This is a genomic window from Sphingobacterium bambusae (genome assembly GCF_033955345.1).
In the GTDB taxonomy this organism is placed as follows: Bacteria; Bacteroidota; Bacteroidia; order Sphingobacteriales; family Sphingobacteriaceae; genus Sphingobacterium; species Sphingobacterium bambusae.
This window is the reverse complement of sequence record NZ_CP138332.1, coordinates 1,976,088-1,995,273: the sequence shown is the minus strand read 5'-3', so window position 1 is coordinate 1,995,273 and position 19,186 is coordinate 1,976,088. Positions and strand designations below refer to the sequence as shown.

Below are 19,186 nucleotides of genomic sequence, written 5' to 3'. Positions count from 1 at the left end.
GAAAAGGAAAGGTTTCGTGTGCGTCTACGATGCTTGTTTATACGTCAATATTTGTATAGCTTTGAGCCTACAGCATGAGAGATAAGATATATTTTGCATCAGACTTCCATTTGGGTGTACTTCCAGAAGCGACATCACGCGCGCGCGAGTTGCGCATTGTCGGTTGGCTAGATGCCATCAAGCACGATGCTAAGGAGCTTTTTTTGGTAGGTGATGTATTCGATTTTTGGTTTGAATACGGAACGGTGGTGCCCAAAGGCTTTGTTCGTTTCTTTGGTAAGCTTGCCGAACTGGCTGATCTAGGCATACAGATTACTTTTTTCAAAGGCAACCATGATATGTGGATGTTTGGCTATCTACAAAAAGAACTAGGGGCGCGGATTGTGGATGATGAGCTTTTGCTGGAGCGTGACGGGAAGCGTTTCTTTATACACCATGGTGATGGTCTTGGACCGGGAGATTCGAAATATAAGTTTTTAAAATCCTTTTTCCGAAGCAAGCTGTGCCAATGGCTATTTGCACGACTACACCCCAATTTGGGCATCGGTATTGCGCAACGCTGGTCTCAGCATAGCCGTGCCGCTAGTGGCGGCGAAGAAACGTTTCTAGGGGAAGATCGGGAGTGGTTGCTGCAATATGCGAAAGAACAGCTCAAGGACGCCAACTATGACTATTTTATATTCGGACATCGGCATGTACCCTATGATATCCGCCTGTGTTCAGCTTGTCGGGTCATCAATTTAGGCGAATGGATTAACCATTGTACATACGCGGTATGGGACGGGAGGGAATTGACGTTAAAGAAATGGACACCCTAGACATCATCAACCGGATATCGGCGTTGCAGAAAGACGATCAAGAGCGTTTGGCCGGCCTGTTCGAGGAGGTCGCTTTCGATAAGGGAGCAGAGGTAATTGCTGCCGGAAAGAATTGTCGTTTTATTTACTTTATACAATCGGGTTCCTGCCGCATCTTTTATCTTAAGGATGAGCGAGAAGTGATCTTGGATTTTGCCTTTCCGGGTGATGCGCTTATCTCGCTGAATAGCTACGTGCATGAACGCTCCGGCTATGAAAGCATCCAAACTATGGAGCCATCGGTACTGTACAAAGTCGATACTAAGGAGCTGAAAAAGCTTTTTTCGAACTCGATTGGAATTGCTAATTGGGGACGTAGGCTAGCGGAAATAGAGACCTTGAAGATCGAGTTCCGACTGATGTCCAAACTTTTTAAAACAGCGACCGAGAGCTATGCGGAATTGATGGCGCGTGCACCGCTATTAATAAATACGATCAAACTGGGATATATCGCTTCCTATCTAGGTATTTCACAGGTCACCCTCAGCAGGATCAGGGCAAAGATTTAGTCACGATATGATGAGGGTACTTTATCCAAGAGGATAAAGCACCCGTTATTCTTTTACCAAGTCTGCTCGCCCTTTTTCATCTTATCTAGCGTAGCTACATAATTCTCTTTTTCACTATCACTAGCTTTTGCTACGGCTTTCTCTTGATATTTTATGGCATTTTCTTTATCACCCGACTTGTAGAGCAGGTTGGCGTAGGTATCCAAAAACGCAGGTTCTTCACTACCTTCCAGCGATTGCTTGCTCCAGTTTAGGGCCGCTTGAATGCAGGCTGCATCATCGCAATTTTCGAAAACTGACCATGCAAAGGAATTTAATGTGCTAGCAGGTACCTTTCTGTCGCTTATTGCAAACAAATCATTTACGGCATCCTTAAAGGCGGGCCAGTTCTTTTTGCTGAAAAAATATTGTGCTTTAATATTGCCGAATGTAACACGCGTATCCACGTACGGATGTTCTTTTTCGAGGCGTGTCTTTAGCGTGGCAAAGTCCACGTCATCACCCTTGTCGCGTATCTCTGGAATAACAATTTCGTTGATTAAAACAGCGGCTAAAATGTCATTGGCTGCTCTGCCTTTCCCACCCAATAGTTCGTCTACCTTTTCCTTATTTTCTTTGATAAGGATAAATGCTGGCGAGGTGCTAGACGTGGCACCTTGGCTGAGAAACTGGATGTTTTCCGCCGTTAATAAGCCTTGGCCGCCAACAAGATCAATGTAGCGCGCTGTCGCTTTTTTGCCAAGATCTTGGTCATAAGCGCTCATGGCTGCCTTCGCGGTTTTCTTCGCCAATTCAGCATCCTGCGGATTTTGCTCAAATTTTTTGACCAAGGTCACATACTGTGTTTCTGGATCAAGCCCAGCCTGTGCTTTGGCAATAAAATCATCCGCTTCGCCGCCACCGACAATACGATGCACGAGCTCGCCCTCCGGGCTGAAAATCAAAAAGGTTGGATAAGCCTGGACGGAGTAGTCTTTTGCAAAACGATCGGCTTCTTGATACCATGATTTCACATCATCGCTATCCTCTTTGGTTTGATCCATTTGTAGCTTAAGATTAACAAAGTTAGCGTTAAAGAAGTCGCCCACTTTTTCCTGTGGAAATATGGTGGATGACATGTATTTGCAAGGGCCGCACCAGGTTGTAAAGCAGTCCACAAAAATATGTTTGTTCTCTGCTTTGGCCTTGGCTTTGACCTTATCCCAATTTGTTTGGTGTTCGAAGGAAATTCCTTTTTCTTGCGCAACGGCCAAGAATGGAATAATAAGAAGGGTGAAAAGTAGCTTCTTCATAATTGTTGTTTTGAGGGGTGCTATTTGTAATGAAGATTAAGCTACGAAATTTCCATAAAAAATCCCAAGCTATATAGCTTGGGATTTTCTATATCCATTGAAATGATAGCCTAAAGGCCTAATTTCGATGATAAATTTTTTGTCAATGCTTTTTTGTGTAACAAAATTGATATCGTTTTATAACGAACATACTCTTTTGTTGCATACATATATCCTTTATAGTCATTGGATTCTCCCCAAGAGTTTTTCACGATATAGTATTCTTTTCCCGTTTGATCTTTCACAAGACCTACGATGTGCATACCATGATCATCCGTGGTGCTATAGTCGTCGAAGGCTTCTTGACGTTGTACTGCCGTAATTGCAGGTTCAGCTTTCGGGCCATTGAACATGTTTGCGCGCTCTTCTTCGCTCATCTTTTCGAATGGTTTTTCCGGTACATAAGCTACGCCATTTTTCCAGCTGAAGCTTTTTTCCGATACGTCAGTAGCCCAAGCTACGGTATAACCATTTTTCAAGGCATTGTCGATGATGTCGGTTAGATCGTTGATCTGCACATTGTAGAAACGTTCAAACGACCAGTTGTCTGGGATAAGAAGAACAAACGGTTTGTAGTAAGCATGCTCGTCAAAGGAGGAGATGCCTACATAGTCATCGGGGTTGATGCCCACCACTTGGTCGGCGAAGGTGCGTGGCGTGTAGCTCTTGCCCTTATATTGGAAAGATTCCGGTACCTCACCAAGGTAGGCATCCATGGCAGCAGTGAATGCTTTTAGCCAGGTGCTGCTTGGCTTTCTACTTTTTGCAACCGTCTCGGTGATGCCTTGCAACAAAGGTCCCATTTCGGAGAAGTTGTTGAGGCTTTGGTCTGCCTGAAGACCCGTGTAGGCCTCGCGTGGCACTGCACCATACTGGCGGAATATCGTTAATACGTCGTGCAGTTGTCCACCGTCACCTTGTGCTTGATCGCCGTGTAAACGAACGAAGTTTTTAGCTTTCTCGATGTACGTATTACGTGCCGTGAATATCTGCGATATTTCAACAGGTTGTTTGCCCATACGGATCATCTCCGACTCCAAGAACGAGTTGCCTGAGTATGACCAGCAAGTACCAGATGATCCTTGATTTTTGATAGAGGTATTACCCAAGTTGATCACTTCGGTAAATTTAAATCCTTCTTTGCTATTGTCGCTTGCATTGTTTTTCAATGCATTGATTATGTTGTCCTGTGCATTGACCTGTACAGCCGCCGAAAATAAAGCTGCTGCGAGTAATATTGATTTATTCCAGTTCATTGTTAAGATAAATTTTACGAAGTTATCATTTTATAAGATTTTACACGAACGGTACATTGTAAAATTCGTATCACAGAAAAAAGACCCCTATCGGAGTCTTTTTTCTGTGATATTAGGATAAATTCTCTTTTTTTGGAAACATCAGCGAGGCTACGACGCTGATCACGAGTATCGAGATGATAATGATCAAGGAATGTATCGTTTGAAAGCCGAATTCTTCAAGCCAACTATGTAAAAGCATTTTTGCGCCAATAAAAATCAACAAAAAAGCCAATCCAACCTTTAGGTAATGGAATTTGTGGATGATATTGACCAACAAAAAGAACATCGAACGAAGACCTAATACGGCAAATATGTTTGAAAAGAAAACGATATAGGGGTCTTTCGTTACGGAAAATATAGCGGGGATGGAGTCTACTGCAAAAATAAGATCGGTAAACTCGATGACTAACAGCACGAGAAACAGTGGCGTCATGTAGCGCACACCATTTTCTATGTGGAAGAACTTGCCTCCATCAAGACGAGGGGTTACCTTGAAATATTTGGAAGCAAATTTAACCACGGCATGGTTTTGTGGATCGACTTCTTCCTCTTTATTTCTATTGATATACATGCTTATACCGGTGTATACCAAAAACGCTCCAAATAGGTAGAGTATCCAACCAAACTTGGCGATAAGGGCGGCACCTACGAAGATAAAAATACAACGTAAGAGAATGGCACCAATGATTCCCCAAACCAATACCTTGTGGTAATATTTCTCAGGTATGCCGAAGGAGGAGAACAACAACACCATCACAAAGATATTATCTACGGAAAGTGCATATTCAACGACGTAGCCCGTGAGGTATTCAATGGTCAGCGTTTTGTTGTACAGCTGTATGCTTCCTGCTAGGTCATTGGCTATAGGGCTGATATTGTGGTAATGCTTGGCAATAATAGTTTGCAGCGTTTCGAAATCATGCACGTTATGCAGTTCGTTGCCCCAATAGTAGAGCACTAAACCGAATGCCAAGGCAAATAGAACCCAAATGCCACTCATGATCGCGGCCGACTTCAAGGATATGGGTTTATCACTTTTTGAGAATAGGCCTAGATCGATGGCTAACATCAGGACGATGAAGATAATAAATCCTCCAAAAAACAGTAATTCGTGGCTCATCCGTGTATTTTATTTAGTTCTTTCTGTTGTGAATCTTACTAGTTGCTCCAGGGCCGATCGGTATTCGCTTGGCGGAAAAGTTTCCAATATAGCAAAAGCCTCGGACTGGTATTGCAGCATTTTTTCGGTGGCATAATCCATGCCTCCGCTGCTGCGGACAAAGGCAATCACCTCCGCAACCTTTTCCTTGTTCTCACTATGGTTGCGCACCAAATTGATGATACGTTTTTTTTCCGAAGCGGATGTGTTTCGAAGTGCATAGATCAGCGGTAGGGTCAATTTTTTCTCCTTGATATCGTTTCCTACCGGCTTACCCACATCATCCAAACCGAAGTCAAACAGGTCGTCTTTAATTTGGAAGGCAATACCTACTTTCTCACCAAAGCTGCGCAAAAGTTGCACTTGGTCGTCCGCGACTCCAGCTGAAGCGGCGCCGCAAGCACAGCAGGAAGCAATCAAGGATGCCGTTTTCTTTTGGATGATCTCGAAGTAGATATCCTCCTGTATGTCCAATTTACGTGCTTTCTCAATTTGTAGCAGTTCCCCTTCGCTCATTTGTTCTACCGCTTCAGAGACGATCTTTAACAGGGTATGCTCATCGTTTCTCACCGATAGCAGCAGCCCTTTTGCTAAAAGAAAGTCGCCAATCAATACTGCGACCTTGTTTTTCCATAGCGCATTAACGCTAAAGAAGCCTCTGCGTTCATTCGCATTGTCCACTACATCATCGTGTACTAAAGATGCTGTATGGAGCAATTCAACCAACGAAGCTCCGCGGTATGTAGAGTCATTGATGCCGCCACATAGTCCAGCTGACAAGAAAACAAACATCGGGCGCATTTGTTTCCCCTTTTGCTTGATGATATATTGGGTGATACGATTGAGAAGAGGGACAGAGCTACGCATCGATTCCTTAAATCGACCCTCAAAAAGTTTAAGCTCTTGTGCTATTGGAGTTTGTATATCTTTTAATTTCAGCATGGAAAATGGTTATATAACCATATGTTTTAAGCGGTTAAAACTGCAATAAATATAAGAAATAGATTATAAAGCTTCGACAGCTAATTCCAATTCTTTGTACCATTGATCGCCGTATTCACGGATCAAAGGATCTTTCAGGAATTTATATACAGGTACACCTAGCTCCTTGCCGAAAGTGCATGCATCGTGACAAATGTGCCAGCGGTCGTAATGCAGCACCTGAAATTCGGGGTACTGCGTGGTACGAATAGGGTAGAGGTGACAGGATATGGGCTTTTTCCAGTCTATTTCTCCGAGTTCATAAGCTTTTTCAATAGCGCATTTCGTGATGCCATTCTCCCAAGTGACGTAGGCACATTCTTTGTTGCCATCAACGCAAGTGGTGGTCAGATCGCCATCAGCATCCACTACATGCGTGCCTTGCTCTTCGATGGCTTGGATGCCCGCAGGCGTCATATAAGGTTTTACTTTTGGGTATATCTCACGCAGGATATCGGTTTCCTGAGCTTGCAACGGTGCGCCGGCGTCGCCCTCAATACAACAAATGCCTTTGCATTTCGTCAAATTGCAAACGAAGTCATTCTTAATTACGTCTTCGTGTACCAACACATGGCCTACTTCAATCATTTCCTTTTTATTATTTTGAATAACTTACTCGCTCGCCCAGTTTATGCTTTAAGCCACTGGCTTGCACCAATTCCATGGTTACGGAACCTATTAGGATTTCTACCTGTGCCTTCACCGGAATTCTGTTGCCATCATTGGTAACCCATAGAAACAACTGGCTATCTTTCTTAAAAATACGTCCGGGCGTAATTTCTGGGCTAAATTTAATACATTCAACAGTTCCCAAGGACGTTTTTATTTTCTCGACGCCAATGTATTTGACACCCAACTGTGATACCTCGTCATTTAAGAAATAGCTGATCTTGAACGAATCGCCTTTCTTGAGCGAAGATAGGTCTAAGTTGCGCGAAAAGTAATAGGCCGACAACAAATCAAAAAATTGGGCTGTTGGACTTTTGAATGTTCCCTTTTTGCCAGATACCTTCTTGTTCTTGTGGTCGAAGGTTGCATATTCTTTACGGGTATAATTGCCTTCATGTATATCTTCTGTATACAAGTAAGGGAGGTAGTTATCACCATCGATGTACGAGTCGTATTGATTTTTGACGGTGTAGAAAACCGAAAAGGCTCCCGATGTTTGGCCAAAGGCCGACAGATGGAAGGTATTTGGATTGCTGAAGCGCAGCTTTGACTTTTCTACTTTCAAGGTGCCGGTAGCAGCGGAAATGATGCCGTAGCGAAGTTTGTAGGTCAGCTTTTCCCCTTCTTTGTATGTCGGGTTGGGCAGGTAAGGCAATGTTTGCGCCTGTATAAGACTGATGCTAACAAAAAGGAATAGAAATGCCGCGTATAACTTTTTCATAGTAGGATTGACAATAATGGGTGCCAATGGTTTAACTTTTTCTTTTAAAAACCGGAACGGTAGAACAGGGCTCACCGTACATAATGCTTTTGGCCACCTTGCTGAGCTCTACGGTAAATTTAACAAAGGCCGATTCTGGAACGTAAATGTCGCCACATCCTTTGACCACCACACGTTCGTCTTGATAGTTTGCATAGTCTATACCAGCTAGGGCACTCGTGAAAAGGGTGTTGAGCACCTGCTCTCTGTCGCCAAAGTGCACCGACTCGGCATAGGGTTGCAATTTATTTGCCAACAACATGTAGGCCCAAGTAGGAACAATAGCATCCGCGGAACATATGATGCCAACGTGCTTTCCAGCATACTGCTCCCAATTGTGCTCTTTTATAAAGGTGCGGAAATCTTTTTCTTTTAGTATGAGACCATGAAACAAATTGTCCTTGATGTCATAGATCAGGATGTCTTGCTGTGGGGCGTAATTCGCCAAATCAACGGTGACGATGCCACTTTGTGCTACTTTGTTTACAATCGTTTCTTGAATCTCCATAATGTACCAAAATAAAAAAGCCGATCATGATTTGATCGGCTATAAAGTTACTGATTATATCTTAATAGAATCTAATGCGATTGTCATCAATATCGGCTTTGTTTTGAAGCGCTTGATAGATAGACGACCAAGCACGTTGTGATTTTGCCGTCTGCATTTGTTTCTTTTGGCTAGCGATATCGCTTGCCACTAGTTCTGCAGGATTAACAAATCCGTTGACCTGAACAGCATAGACACCTTGCATACCTTTTATCGATTTCGAAACTTTGTTTGGTTGTAAGCCGAAAGCGGTACCCACTACGGCAGGCTCAAGCGATACGCCAGGAAGCACTGGATTTGCCAATACAATGTTTTCTACAGCGACAGCCGATTTACCTAGCTTCTGTGCCGCTTGATCGATATTCGATGCACCGTTCAACGCGTTGTTCAGTTTCTCTGTTAACATTTTAGCCTTCACTTCGTTTCTTACCTGTGCTTCGATCTGTGGTTTTACCGCATCTAAAGAAAGGGTTCCTTTTGGCTGTATATCAACAATGCGCGCAACGATGAAGTGTTGTTCGGTATCATAGATCTTTTCTGAAACCGCACCGTTTTTAGCTTCAAATGCCCAACGGATAAGTTCTCTAGGTACTTCAGCACCATTGAAGTTATTGTCCATCGCTACAGCGCGGTCTACCTTTTGTAGTTTAGCGCCTTGCTTGCTGGCTATTTCTGCAAAGTTCTTTCCGTCTACGTCGGCAAAGAAATTGTTAGCTTTGGTGTAGGCCGCATCTGTGGTTGCCTTGCCGCTGCTCACTGCTTTGTCAACGATAGCTGCTTTGACAATTTTGGAGTTACCAATCTGTTTTTCGATTTTGATGATATGTGTACCGAAACGGCTGTTTACGACAACAACTTCGCCTGGTTTTCCGGAGAATACGGCTTCATCAAATTCAGGTACCATTTGTCCGCGAGGGAAGGTTCCCAATTCGCCACCATTTACTTTACTACCTTGATCTACACTAAACTGTACGGCCAAAGCGGCGAAGCTTTCTCCTTTTTGAATAAGACCTTTGATAGAATCTGCTTTTGCTGTTGCTTTGTCAACACCACCTTCTGCAGTAGCGTTTAAAAGGATGTGCGATGCTTTTACCGAATCTGGGCTAAATTTAGCATCTACTACTTTCGCAATTTCGTATACTCCACTTGATAAGAATGGACCTACTGTTGTTCCTACAGGAACGTTGAAGATAACGGAATCCAAATCAGGGCTTACCTGTCCTTTGCGGATGTAAGTGAAAGGGTGTTTTGTGTCTGAATTAACGGCTGCAAACAAAGAGTCTGTTTTGGAAGCGATTAATTCAGCTTTCAACTGCTCGATGTTGGATTTTGCTGCGGCGGTATCGTTAGCCGTAGGTGTAGCATCAAATAATACGTATTCGATAGAACGGGTTTCTTCTGGATTTTTAAAGCCGTTCTTATGGGCATCATAGTAAGTCTTGAAATCGGAGTCACTCAATTTTATTTCACCGTCTTTTACGGATGAATAATCCAACATCAAATATTTGAAATTAGCCAGTTTGTTGCGTTGATTATATTCTTCCTGTGCTTCCAAGGATGTTACATAAACACTGTTGCTCAGTAGATTGGAGTATTTTTGGTTTAAGCGTTCATTGCTGATATTCTCCAACAACATATCCCACTGTTGCACCATTTCTGGCGTTCCCTGCGATTTTACTTGACTGATGAAGGTGTTCAATTGATTTTTGTCGAATACACCAGTCTCCGGATTGGTAAATGCCTGCACAATCTGCGGTGAAGGGTTTGCTCCGGTTACCAAGCTGTTCAATTCGTCTTTGCCTACAGTAAGGCCTAAACGCTCGATCTCTTGTTTTAGTAGTTCCTGTGATACGAATTGATTCCATACCTGTTGAACAGCGTATGAACGAATTTGCGGTGAAGCAGCTCCGCCCATTTGTTGTTGGTACATGGCGGTGGTCTGATCCACCTGCGCATTGAATGCCTGGTAATCGATAGACTCTCCGTTTACGCTACCAACTTGATTTTGACTTTTTACCCAAAAAGGAGTACCCACATTGATGGCGTCCCCTAATAAAAACGCAACAATTGCCAAACCGATGATGGTAACTACCAACCCCGCTCGGTTCCGCAAATAGCTCATTAATCCCATAGTCTATATACTGTGTTTATTTTGTAAATGCTTGTTTCAGTTATTTAATTGACCTTCATTAAAAACAAGGCGCAAGATACAACTTTTATGAAAAAAAATATAAAAAATTACGATGCAGAGAAACTTAATTTGATAATAATTGTTATGAGCTTCCTCAACGTCCCATCATCGGAAACTGCTGATTGCTACTTGGGACATAGTAGCCGGTCATGTTTTGACCGTCGATCTTCTTGAAATCGGTATCGGATACAAAGCTGGTGGCCTGAAAGCTACCGCGGCCATCCTTCAGGTCAAACGTAATGGGTACGGTATTGTAGTAGATATTTTTCTTTTCATCGAAAAATAATTCCTCACTTTTGATAATCGAGCCATTCGCCATAGTGACAACGACGTTTCGTCGAAATTCCGTAAGACCTTCTTTGGGTTTTTGGCTGGCGTAATCGGACTTGATACGTTGGCTTTCTACTCCTTTTTCGTCAAAGAAACGGATTAAAGTGCCTTTTTTAAATTCATAAAAGCCAATACTGTCGGGGTATTCCCGAAGCTCGGGCGCCGTAAGTTCTGCCTTCACGACAGCGGAGTCGCTGTATGTTACGGTTACATCCTTGGAGACGTTCACATTTTCTTCTTGCTGTATATTGGCGATTTTCTCCACATCGCGTAGATCGTTTTCACAAGCCCAAAATAAGGTTGCCCCTAGCCATAAACATAGCAATAGGGGCAACTTTATTGATATTTTTGTTGCTGATGCAGGCATAATTAGTCTAAGCTGCGGCGGATAAACCACGAGTCGTTGATTGTAAATCCAAAGTTGATATTGATATAGCGCTCTCTAACTAGGTTGTTGTTCAGTGTTCCTTGCTGCCCGAATTCTCCAGAGATGTTGATCTGTGAGAAGGTACGCCCAAAGTTGGTCTCCGGTAGGGGGAATCCGAAACCTACGGTTACAGCCATATCGTTGATGTTTTGGTTACGATAAACGAGCGGTGTCTTGTTGTAGCGGAAGCCCAGTCGGTAATCGACTTGATTCCAATAGCGAACAGACGTTGGATCCGGTTTTATCTGTCCACCGACTGCTACACCATAGCTTTTTCCAAGTCGAGCTTGGTTCTGTGGCATCTCAAAGTTGGACCAATCGGTATACTTGAAGTCTGCACCGACCATCCAATTGTATCCTTTGGATAGGGTGAAACCAATGTTATGTTTCAGGGGAAGGCTAAGCGAGCTGTTGCCCAAAGCGCGTGAGCTAATGGTATCCGAAGGCGGCGCAATGAAATCGTCGTCAAAGCTGTTCTCCGAGATGGTGACCATCATATCTCGCTTGGCAGTAATCTGGTTGTTTAGACTTCCACTATAGCCCACGGTAAGGTTGTATTTCCGGCCAAGCGCTTTGCTATACTGCACACCGTAGTCTAAAGTCGCGCCGCGTATGTTACGGGTTTCTCTACGCTCCGTTTGGTAGGCATCAGCTTGGTTTAGAAAACGTACATTGGTGATGTCGTAGAGGTTTCCGAAAAGGAATCCCACGTTAGCACCAACGCTTAAACCCTTGATCGGCGATACGCCGTAGCCTACGAATGCTTTGTTTATACCTCCTTGTCCAGAGAGTGATGTTTGGTAATTTAAGGTGTCAATCGACTGTGATGAAGCGGAAGAGTAACCTACATCAGAAAAAGGAATAAGTCCAAAAGCGAGTCCACCATACTTTGCGAGCGGGACAGCAATCGCCAAGTGGCCAAATGCAAAGTCGGCCGTTTGATCGGTACTTTGATTTTTTGATAGCTGGGTAAAGTTTCCGTACATACCGGCTTCCAAGATGGTTCTATTTAGCCCAGAGTAGGATGCAGGATTCGCGATATTCAATGTAGGAAGGCCATTTAAAAAGCGGACACCTGCGGATATCCCGCCCATAGCACGCGTTTGCGGTAAGAGGTCTTCCCGCATCTGCCCAAGACCAAACTGCGAGTAGGGCGAGTGTGAGGTGGACTGCTGGGCGTAGCCGTTATGTGCCGCAAAGACGGCCAAGCCCAAAACGAACTTTAACGCTATTTTAGTAAAACTTCCTATTAAATTTCTGTGCATATAATATGTATGTGTTGCATGATAGCAAATCCAGCTTCCACTATTCATCTTTAGGCTTTTTAATGCTGGGCCCTCTATTTTTGGACGTGTTGCTAAAATGATTGCTGTGTCAAATTTTGTTACAAAACTATCTAATTTTTAATTATTCCGTTAGTTCAATTTGTTAAAAAAGGTTAATCATCTAATGTATAGGTGGTTAGCTGTTTTTCTTAGAAAAACTGAAAGTAAAGGATGGTGATGATGATGATCAGGTATAAGCTTTCGTAAAGCCATTTCGATTTGGAATGGGTGAAGTAGTAGGCCAAGTAGATCGCTATGGGCGGAGCACATAATAAAAAGTGGTTGATGGTAATGTGCTCATTGAGGTAAAACGACACGAGGGTAATCAATACCATAAAAAACAGCAATTGAAAGGCTTTCCGCAGGTGGACCACGCTTTTGAAAAATTGATCCTTTAGTACGAAAAGGAAGAAAAACAGGGCGATGATGATAGGTACGATCACCAAATAATCGTAGACATTCAAGGAAAGTTCGCTAGGGAAGGGATAAGCCAAAGGTTCGAAGATGGCGTAAAACTCCTTCACGCGGCCCAGCCAATAGTATATAACACCCAGCAGGAAGTAGATGGTGCTGAACCCCAGTAGTGGAGTGACCCACTCGCGCCAGTTGAAAGGTCGGAAAATGACTAAACTGATCCATAACAGCATCATCATCAGCATAAATGGGAAGTAAATAAGACTTCCGGCGGCGACGATCATGCCGAGGTCAAACATCAAGCCTTTAACATCTTGTTGTTTGTAGATGTTGAAGAGCTTTCCCAACATCCATATGGCAATAAAATTACAGATCAAGGGCGGTGATAGCACCAAAAAAGGAGCAAACAAGCTCACCAAGGTCATATATAGCAATGCCGTTAGGAAATTCGGCTTGCCAAGGAAATTAAAGTGGCTGACGATCCTGTTGAGGAAAAATGCCTGCAGCAGGGTAAGGAGCAGGGTGATGAAAACATTCTCCCCGGGACGCAGGTTGTCTCCTAGCTTGACACCAATTAAATTATTGATGGCCGGTTCAAATAGAATCGGTGTGATTCGCTCGGGAAGATGGAGAAACACCCCCATGCAGAGCGCCAAGCCAACAATCGATACCGACACAATATTGATGGGGGTAAATTTCCGATGTTGGTTGATGATCATGAATAACGAATCCGGTTATTTTGAGGGTTTATTTTTCCAGTTTTTTAATTCGGCGATCCAGCAGGAACAGGGAGATGCCTAACACCGCGAAGATAGTCAGTAAAACCAACACCACGACATATATCTTGCCTGAGCTGCGAAGTCCTGTCGCCATTTCAATATCCCCTTGTGCAAACAGGTTGCTGCTTGATAAGAAAAGGAGAATGGCTGCAATGCTATTTTTCATCATTTTATTGTTATGAGTCAGTTGGATTATTGACTGTAGGGTGAATTTTTAATTAATCGATTTGATTCTTCTTGTTTTCTAATAAACGTAGGCGATAGCGCAGGGTAAACACCCAAACGCCAATCAAGATCCAGCCGATCACAGATGTGTAAAACACGGGACGCATCTGATTGTTCATGTCCAAATCACCGAAAGTGCCGTTGCCACCACTTCCTGGGTGTAGGGAGTCCGTCAACTTGGGTAAAATGTAGAGTAAAACGATCATCACTGGAAATGCAAAAATGTTATACACGGCGGAGATCTTCGCTCTTTTTTGCTCTTCTTCCAAAGCATTGCGTAGTACAAGGTAGGCCAAATACATCAGGGTCGCAATCGCAGAGCCATTTAGCTTTGGGTCATTTGGCCAAGCATCACCCCAAGTGATATTTGCCCATAGCATGCCCGTAAAAAGACCCATAGCGCAAAACATAATGCCTGTGTTGACGGCTTCCACGGCCATTAAATCGTGCTCAACTTTTCCCGAATTAAGGTATTTAATGCTGAAAATAACCGAGATGAGGTACAGGGTAACCATGGCAAACCACATGGGAACGTGGAAGTACACATTTCTAATTGTTTCGTGAAGAAGGAATAAAGCAGGAACCGGCCCTAACAATCCCGCCACAATAGCGGAAGCAACCATCACTAGTCCTAATATTTTCCACCAAGATTTTCTCATGTTTGAAAATTGAAAAATTAATCACGCCAAAGGTAAGGAAATAACAACAAAGAAATTGTAATCGTAATTACATTAATTGCCAATAGGACGACGATTTCTCCGGTACTAATGGCGCGATCCAAGCCCGTAAGGGCATTTTGAGAGAGTTTTATCAGGACGATCAACAAGGGGATGATTACGGGGAAGCTGAGGATAGCCATGAGTGTGCTATTGTTGCCTGCCTTAGCGCTGATACCAGAGACCATGGTAAATACCGAAGCAAAGCTGATGCTACCTAATAGGACCGTGAAGCCATACAATAATGGATCGCCAATTGGATTCTTAAACGTGATGGAGTAGACGGTATAGGCAATGGTAGAAAGCAAGATCATAACCAAACTGTTGTATATAATCTTGGACAGGATAATGGCCGAAGGACTGACGATTGTATAATAATAAAGCTGTCGGTAAGGGCTCTCTTGGGTAAAGCTTCGGCTAATGGCGTTGATGCTGGCGAAGAGTAGGATTATCCAGAACAGGGCGTTCCATACAAGGGTATCTACAGATTTAAATGCTTGATAGCAGACAAAAACTGTAGATACCACATATAATAAGATACCATTGATGGCGTACTTGGAGCGCCATTCTAAAACAATATCTTTATAGACTAACGTTTTAACTTGTTGGAGTGTGTTCATGGACGCCAGCAAAGATACGAATACTTCGCGTCGAAAACGGGCTGATCTCCAAATTTGCCGTTTTAGGCTTTGTTGATTTCCGCTTTTGCTTCTGCAATCACTTCGTCCGCTTTGTCGCTTGCACTATGTGCTGCGTCAGATGCTTTGCTCGCCCATTGCTGCGCTTTTTGTGACGCCGAATCTAGGGCATGTTTGCCGGCTTCTTTAGCTTTGTCTTTTAAATTCTCGAGGTCTGCTTTTGCTGATTTTGCCAACTTCGCAGCACGCTTAGCTTCTTTTTTAGAAAGCTCTTTGATTGATTTCGTCAAGCTTTTAACGCCTTCATTTGCACGGTCTAATTGGCGCTTTCCATCTTCGGTACCCAGTAAATAATATGCAGCAGTTCCTACGGCCAAACCTAAAAGTGCAAAGGCAACTAATCCATTCTTATTTTTTTCCATGATTCTTCTTTTTATAATTTCTATAACCTTCTTTATATAGAAAAACACGGAAACCTGAAAAAGGTTTTACTAAAAATATTTTTAACAGAATTTTAACTAATAGTTTGTCGTGCAGACTGTAGCGAGTATAAATGGTGGTATAGACCACTTCCTTTCTCCATAAGCGTTTCATGATTCCCCATTTCGGATACCTGCCCATTCTCAATGACCACAATTTGGTCTGCATTTTTGATGGTGCTTAGGCGATGGGCAATGATAATGGAAGTTCGATCGCGCATGAGCTCTTCAAGAGCCAGTTGAACCAAACGTTCCGACTCGGAGTCTAGGGCGGAGGTCGCCTCGTCCAGAATGAGGATAGCCGGATCTTTTAATAAAGCACGAGCAATGGCAATACGTTGACGTTGTCCTCCAGATAGCTTAACGCCACGTTCGCCAACAAGCGTGTCATAACCCTGTGGAAAGGCCATGATGAAATCATGGGCATTGGCACGTTTTGCAGCGTTGATGATATCTTCAGCATCGGCATCTAGTCTTCCATAGCCGATGTTTTCGCGGATTGTGCCGGCGAATAGGAGTACATCTTGTGGTACAATGGCTACTTGGTTACGGATATCGGTGAGGGAGAAAAGGCTACTGTCGCGGCCATCATAAGAAATATTGCCGGTGGATGCTTTGTAGAATTGCAACACGAGGGAGGCGATCGTGGATTTGCCGGTGCCGCTAGGCCCTACCAATGCGAGTTTCTGACCGGCTTGCACCGAAAAAGACACATTGCGTAATATGGGGCTATCTGCGCGTGACGGATAACTGAAGCCTACCTGCTCGAATCGGAGCGCACCGTGTATTTTATGTTCGATCTCTTTGTTGTGTTCAGAGATAGCTATGTTTTCCTGCTCTTCGGCTAGAATTTCCAAAACCCGCTCGCTGGCACCCAAGGATCGTTGTATATTGGCGTAAAGCTCTGGGAAGCTACCCATGGAGCCTGCCACAAACATAGAATAGAGTATATAGGTCGTGAGATCGCCCACGGTGATTTCATGCGTGGAAACCAGCGATGCACCATACCAGATCACGGCGATAACGGCGCCAAAGATGCAGAAGATAATAAAAGAGGCAAACATACCGCGATAGGTAGCTCCCTTAACGGCTAGGCTAACGACAGCATCCAGTTTGCCGGCATAGCGTCTAGTTTCGTAGTATTCGTTGACAAAGGCTTTGACATTGCTGATACCCAAAAGGGTTTCCTGCACAATGCTATTGGAATCAGCGAGTTGATCTTGTGCTTGCCGCGACAAATTGCGTATGAAGCGTCCGAATATCATGGCCGTCACAACGATGATGGGTAGTATACACAGGTTCATCAAAGCTAATTTCGGCGAGACAAATACCAAAAGACAAACCCCAAAAGCCAAACTAATGGTTTGTCGTAAAACCTCTGCAAGTGTGGTGGTGAGCGTATCTTGTATTTGCGCTAAATCGGATGAAAGCCTACTGTTGAGTTCGCCGACGCGGCGGTTGGCAAAAAATTCGATAGGGAGCGTGATCAGTTTGTGGTAGGTGTCCTTCCGGATGTTGGCAAGCGCTTTCTCTGCGATTTCTACAAAAAGGCGTATCCGACCAAAAGAGACGATGGATTGAAAAAGCAAAATAACCATGGATATGGCGCCAATTTGCAAAACATCGGCAGGAAGCCAAGGGTATGTTTGTCGGCCTTGAGCGGCATCGATCATGGCGCCCAGCAGCGCTGGAAAGGTCAACATGGTTAAGCTGGACAAGGTGAGAAACAGCATACCCAAGATAAATTTACCGCGGTAGGGTTGCAGGTAAGAAAAGATCTTTAAAGCTTTTTTTATTAACTCTTTGTTTAGCTTGGGTTTGGGTAAGTCTTCTGATTGGGTATTACCACTATTCAATCGCGCTCTGGCCATCCTTGTACGTCAATTTTGCAAACAAAAGTACGGTATTCTTTAAGTAGGCTTATCAGTATTGCGTCAAATTTTGGACTTCTGCCGCCGGAAAAGCTGCACAACAAGCACCGAAAGGATAATGATGACCGAGCCCAATAGATATACGAAGAAATTGCTCTGTTGGTCGCTTTGGTCCATGCTTTCCAGCTGCACGCGTAGCTTATCGTTTTCGTCCTGCAGCTTGGTGATGGTCTTCATATAGGCAGATACCTGTTTGTCGTATTCGTTCGCTAGGGCGGCATGACGATCGCTTTCATAGTCTTTAAGGTCTAGCAAGCGCTTGGTTTCCATAAAGATGTTGTTGTCCGTGATGACTACCTGTTTAAGGATGTCGATGGACTTCTGCATATCGCCTTTGGTTTTGAAGATGCCAAAAATACCCGTCTTTTTCTGTATGCTCAGGTCAAATTCGCCGAAGCGCTGGCTACGTTCTTCCAACATTTTGTTCACCCGCTGTCGCTGTTGCTCGTAATTGACAGAGTCGTTGCTCACCGTTACTTGCGCTGAGAGCATTGTCGATAGCATAGAAAAGCTAAAAATTAGGATGGTCAGATACGTTATTTTTTTCATGTTCGTTGATTTGAGAAAAACATTGTCAAAAGCATTTTGACCACCGACGGAACAAAAGGATTAACGACGCTGTTTGTCTAGGAATTCAATCATAATGATTTCGTCTTGGTGTAGCCCTAACAAGCGGCTAGCATGCCCTTTGTTAATTGCGATTTCCAAGAAATTGCTTATACCGAATAGGCATAGTTTCTCGCCTTCAGGCACCTCGTTGTAGTGCCAGCTTAATCGGTTGATGGTTTCGTTGCGCTTGAAGTGTAATTTGAAGCCGCGTCCGCGTTGCACATCGTTGAACAGCTCTTTGCTGATATTGCTGATCACATTGCCAAAAGAATCTATATAGGAAACGTGCCCTTTAATGGTATTATTATCAACCAAAGGTTGGATCATCACCCTTTTAAGAGGGCTGTCTTTAGGTTGTCCAATTTCAGCCAGTTTGCCGCCTTTAGCGATATGGCAAGCTGCCTTGGTGAGGATATCGGCAAGGGGGAAGTGTAGGTAGCGCAGGTCTTGCATAATGTCAATCTCGAAGAGCTCTTGCGCTGGCTTGTCGCCCAGAATGATGCTGAAAATACCGTTGTCGGCACCCACAAAGAAGTGGTCATCAAATTTCATCATGGTGTAATGTGCTCCTTCCTGAAATACGGTGTCTATGCCGATGAGGTGCACAGTCCCTTTGGGGAAGTAATGGAAAGCATTACGTAATACTACTGCTGCACGCTGTATGTCAAAAGAGGGGATCTCATGTGTGATATCTACCAAACGCACATCGGGCAATTGCGATATAATGCTCCCTTTCAAGGCTGCTTGATAGAAGTCGCGGTGTCCCAGATCTGTTGTTAGCGTAATTACTCCCATAGTGTACCCCTTAAAGATACTAAAAAGTTAAAGAAAAATGCTGTATTCCTTTCTGCCGAAAAAGGGACTACAAAAGTAATAAAAGAAAGCGCAATAAAGTTTTTTAAATGGGTAAATTGTCCATTTTTTGATGCTACACGCAAATAAATGAGAATAGTTTGTACTTTTGAAGTATTAAAAGGTTTCAATCCAATACATTACAAAAAGTTGAGCGGA

The 19,186-nt window shown here is 43.6% G+C and carries 20 protein-coding genes; 2 read left to right on the top strand and 18 right to left on the bottom strand.

The annotated features are described in order from the left end of the window. Window positions 1-74: 74 nt before the first annotated feature. Window positions 75-818, top strand: a complete 744-nt coding sequence (locus SCB77_RS08520; RefSeq protein ID WP_320186007.1) for a UDP-2,3-diacylglucosamine diphosphatase — start codon at window positions 75-77, stop codon at window positions 816-818. Next, entirely contained in the window at window positions 806-1,366 is a 561-nt protein-coding gene (locus SCB77_RS08515) for a Crp/Fnr family transcriptional regulator (protein ID WP_320186006.1), read from the top strand. Before SCB77_RS08520 ends, SCB77_RS08515 begins: the two co-directional genes overlap by 13 nt. 53 nt (window positions 1,367-1,419) lie before the next feature. Here SCB77_RS08515 and SCB77_RS08510 read toward each other — a convergent pair whose 3' ends face one another. The 18 genes from SCB77_RS08510 to SCB77_RS08425 form a co-directional block, all read right to left on the bottom strand. Beyond that, on the bottom strand, window positions 1,420-2,658 hold the full coding sequence (locus SCB77_RS08510; RefSeq protein ID WP_320186005.1) for a thioredoxin family protein: 1,239 nt from the start codon (window positions 2,656-2,658) through the stop codon (window positions 1,420-1,422). 110 nt (window positions 2,659-2,768) lie between these two features. After that, window positions 2,769-3,953, bottom strand: coding sequence for a C1 family peptidase (locus SCB77_RS08505; protein WP_320186004.1), 1,185 nt, complete (start codon window positions 3,951-3,953; stop codon window positions 2,769-2,771). 112 nt (window positions 3,954-4,065) lie between these two features. After that, a complete protein-coding gene (locus SCB77_RS08500; protein ID WP_320186003.1) occupies window positions 4,066-5,115 on the bottom strand; it encodes a TerC family protein in 1,050 nt (349 codons plus the stop codon). Window positions 5,116-5,124: 9 nt separating this feature from the next. Next, window positions 5,125-6,096 (bottom strand): polyprenyl synthetase family protein, encoded by a 972-nt coding sequence (locus SCB77_RS08495; protein ID WP_320186002.1) that lies wholly within the window; start codon window positions 6,094-6,096, stop codon window positions 5,125-5,127. A 63-nt stretch (window positions 6,097-6,159) separates the two neighbouring features. After that, window positions 6,160-6,723 carry a DUF3109 family protein gene (locus SCB77_RS08490; protein ID WP_320186001.1) on the bottom strand — a complete coding sequence of 188 codons (564 nt, stop codon included), beginning with the start codon at window positions 6,721-6,723 and terminating at the stop codon, window positions 6,160-6,162. A gap of 10 nt (window positions 6,724-6,733) precedes the next feature. Then, window positions 6,734-7,525, bottom strand: coding sequence for a DUF3108 domain-containing protein (locus SCB77_RS08485; protein ID WP_320186000.1), 792 nt, complete (start codon window positions 7,523-7,525; stop codon window positions 6,734-6,736). Window positions 7,526-7,556: 31 nt separating this feature from the next. Further along, window positions 7,557-8,072, bottom strand: a complete 516-nt coding sequence (locus tag SCB77_RS08480) for a DUF2480 family protein (protein WP_320185999.1) — start codon at window positions 8,070-8,072, stop codon at window positions 7,557-7,559. Between the two features lie 61 nt (window positions 8,073-8,133). After that, the gene (locus SCB77_RS08475; RefSeq protein ID WP_320185998.1) at window positions 8,134-10,233 is read right to left on the bottom strand and encodes a peptidylprolyl isomerase; all 2,100 of its coding nucleotides are present in this window, start codon (window positions 10,231-10,233) and stop codon (window positions 8,134-8,136) included. Between the two features lie 163 nt (window positions 10,234-10,396). Further along, window positions 10,397-10,999 (bottom strand): LPS export ABC transporter periplasmic protein LptC, encoded by a 603-nt coding sequence (gene lptC / locus SCB77_RS08470; RefSeq protein ID WP_320185997.1) that lies wholly within the window; start codon window positions 10,997-10,999, stop codon window positions 10,397-10,399. A 2-nt stretch (window positions 11,000-11,001) separates the two neighbouring features. After that, entirely contained in the window at window positions 11,002-12,324 is a 1,323-nt protein-coding gene (locus SCB77_RS08465) for a hypothetical protein (RefSeq protein WP_320185996.1), read from the bottom strand. Window positions 12,325-12,533: 209 nt separating this feature from the next. Further along, window positions 12,534-13,517 carry a DUF6427 family protein gene (locus tag SCB77_RS08460; RefSeq protein WP_320185995.1) on the bottom strand — a complete coding sequence of 328 codons (984 nt, stop codon included), beginning with the start codon at window positions 13,515-13,517 and terminating at the stop codon, window positions 12,534-12,536. A gap of 28 nt (window positions 13,518-13,545) precedes the next feature. Next, window positions 13,546-13,746 carry a CcmD family protein gene (locus SCB77_RS08455; protein ID WP_320185994.1) on the bottom strand — a complete coding sequence of 67 codons (201 nt, stop codon included), beginning with the start codon at window positions 13,744-13,746 and terminating at the stop codon, window positions 13,546-13,548. 49 nt (window positions 13,747-13,795) lie between these two features. After that, window positions 13,796-14,461, bottom strand: coding sequence for a cytochrome c biogenesis protein (locus SCB77_RS08450; RefSeq protein ID WP_320185993.1), 666 nt, complete (start codon window positions 14,459-14,461; stop codon window positions 13,796-13,798). Window positions 14,462-14,478: 17 nt separating this feature from the next. Next, on the bottom strand, window positions 14,479-15,138 hold the full coding sequence (locus SCB77_RS08445) for a heme exporter protein CcmB (RefSeq protein ID WP_320185992.1): 660 nt from the start codon (window positions 15,136-15,138) through the stop codon (window positions 14,479-14,481). A gap of 62 nt (window positions 15,139-15,200) precedes the next feature. Then, window positions 15,201-15,626 (bottom strand): hypothetical protein, encoded by a 426-nt coding sequence (locus tag SCB77_RS08440; protein WP_320185991.1) that lies wholly within the window; start codon window positions 15,624-15,626, stop codon window positions 15,201-15,203. 44 nt (window positions 15,627-15,670) lie between these two features. Then, the gene (locus tag SCB77_RS08435; protein WP_320185990.1) at window positions 15,671-17,506 is read right to left on the bottom strand and encodes an ABC transporter ATP-binding protein; all 1,836 of its coding nucleotides are present in this window, start codon (window positions 17,504-17,506) and stop codon (window positions 15,671-15,673) included. Between the two features lie 63 nt (window positions 17,507-17,569). Further along, window positions 17,570-18,115, bottom strand: a complete 546-nt coding sequence (locus SCB77_RS08430) for a hypothetical protein (RefSeq protein ID WP_320185989.1) — start codon at window positions 18,113-18,115, stop codon at window positions 17,570-17,572. A gap of 60 nt (window positions 18,116-18,175) precedes the next feature. Then, window positions 18,176-18,970: an SAM hydrolase/SAM-dependent halogenase family protein gene (locus tag SCB77_RS08425; RefSeq protein ID WP_320185988.1), complete on the bottom strand. Its 795-nt coding sequence runs from the start codon at window positions 18,968-18,970 to the stop codon at window positions 18,176-18,178. Window positions 18,971-19,186: the final 216 nt, after the last annotated feature.

Excerpts from the sequence above, each read along its gene's own strand:
- SCB77_RS08520 (WP_320186007.1), top strand. The coding sequence starts at position 75 with ATGAGAGATAAGATATATTTTGCATCAGACTTCCATTTGGGTGTACTT.
- SCB77_RS08515 (WP_320186006.1), top strand. The coding sequence starts at position 806 with ATGGACACCCTAGACATCATCAACCGGATATCGGCGTTGCAGAAAGAC.
- SCB77_RS08510 (WP_320186005.1), bottom strand. The coding sequence starts at position 2,658 with ATGAAGAAGCTACTTTTCACCCTTCTTATTATTCCATTCTTGGCCGTT.
- SCB77_RS08505 (WP_320186004.1), bottom strand. The coding sequence starts at position 3,953 with ATGAACTGGAATAAATCAATATTACTCGCAGCAGCTTTATTTTCGGCG.
- SCB77_RS08500 (WP_320186003.1), bottom strand. The coding sequence starts at position 5,115 with ATGAGCCACGAATTACTGTTTTTTGGAGGATTTATTATCTTCATCGTC.
- SCB77_RS08495 (WP_320186002.1), bottom strand. The coding sequence starts at position 6,096 with ATGCTGAAATTAAAAGATATACAAACTCCAATAGCACAAGAGCTTAAA.
- SCB77_RS08490 (WP_320186001.1), bottom strand. The coding sequence starts at position 6,723 with ATGATTGAAGTAGGCCATGTGTTGGTACACGAAGACGTAATTAAGAAT.
- SCB77_RS08485 (WP_320186000.1), bottom strand. The coding sequence starts at position 7,525 with ATGAAAAAGTTATACGCGGCATTTCTATTCCTTTTTGTTAGCATCAGT.
- SCB77_RS08480 (WP_320185999.1), bottom strand. The coding sequence starts at position 8,072 with ATGGAGATTCAAGAAACGATTGTAAACAAAGTAGCACAAAGTGGCATC.
- SCB77_RS08475 (WP_320185998.1), bottom strand. The coding sequence starts at position 10,233 with ATGAGCTATTTGCGGAACCGAGCGGGGTTGGTAGTTACCATCATCGGT.
- lptC (WP_320185997.1), bottom strand. The coding sequence starts at position 10,999 with ATGCCTGCATCAGCAACAAAAATATCAATAAAGTTGCCCCTATTGCTA.
- SCB77_RS08465 (WP_320185996.1), bottom strand. The coding sequence starts at position 12,324 with ATGCACAGAAATTTAATAGGAAGTTTTACTAAAATAGCGTTAAAGTTC.
- SCB77_RS08460 (WP_320185995.1), bottom strand. The coding sequence starts at position 13,517 with ATGATCATCAACCAACATCGGAAATTTACCCCCATCAATATTGTGTCG.
- SCB77_RS08455 (WP_320185994.1), bottom strand. The coding sequence starts at position 13,746 with ATGATGAAAAATAGCATTGCAGCCATTCTCCTTTTCTTATCAAGCAGC.
- SCB77_RS08450 (WP_320185993.1), bottom strand. The coding sequence starts at position 14,461 with ATGAGAAAATCTTGGTGGAAAATATTAGGACTAGTGATGGTTGCTTCC.
- SCB77_RS08445 (WP_320185992.1), bottom strand. The coding sequence starts at position 15,138 with ATGAACACACTCCAACAAGTTAAAACGTTAGTCTATAAAGATATTGTT.
- SCB77_RS08435 (WP_320185990.1), bottom strand. The coding sequence starts at position 17,506 with ATGGCCAGAGCGCGATTGAATAGTGGTAATACCCAATCAGAAGACTTA.
- SCB77_RS08430 (WP_320185989.1), bottom strand. The coding sequence starts at position 18,115 with ATGAAAAAAATAACGTATCTGACCATCCTAATTTTTAGCTTTTCTATG.
- SCB77_RS08425 (WP_320185988.1), bottom strand. The coding sequence starts at position 18,970 with ATGGGAGTAATTACGCTAACAACAGATCTGGGACACCGCGACTTCTAT.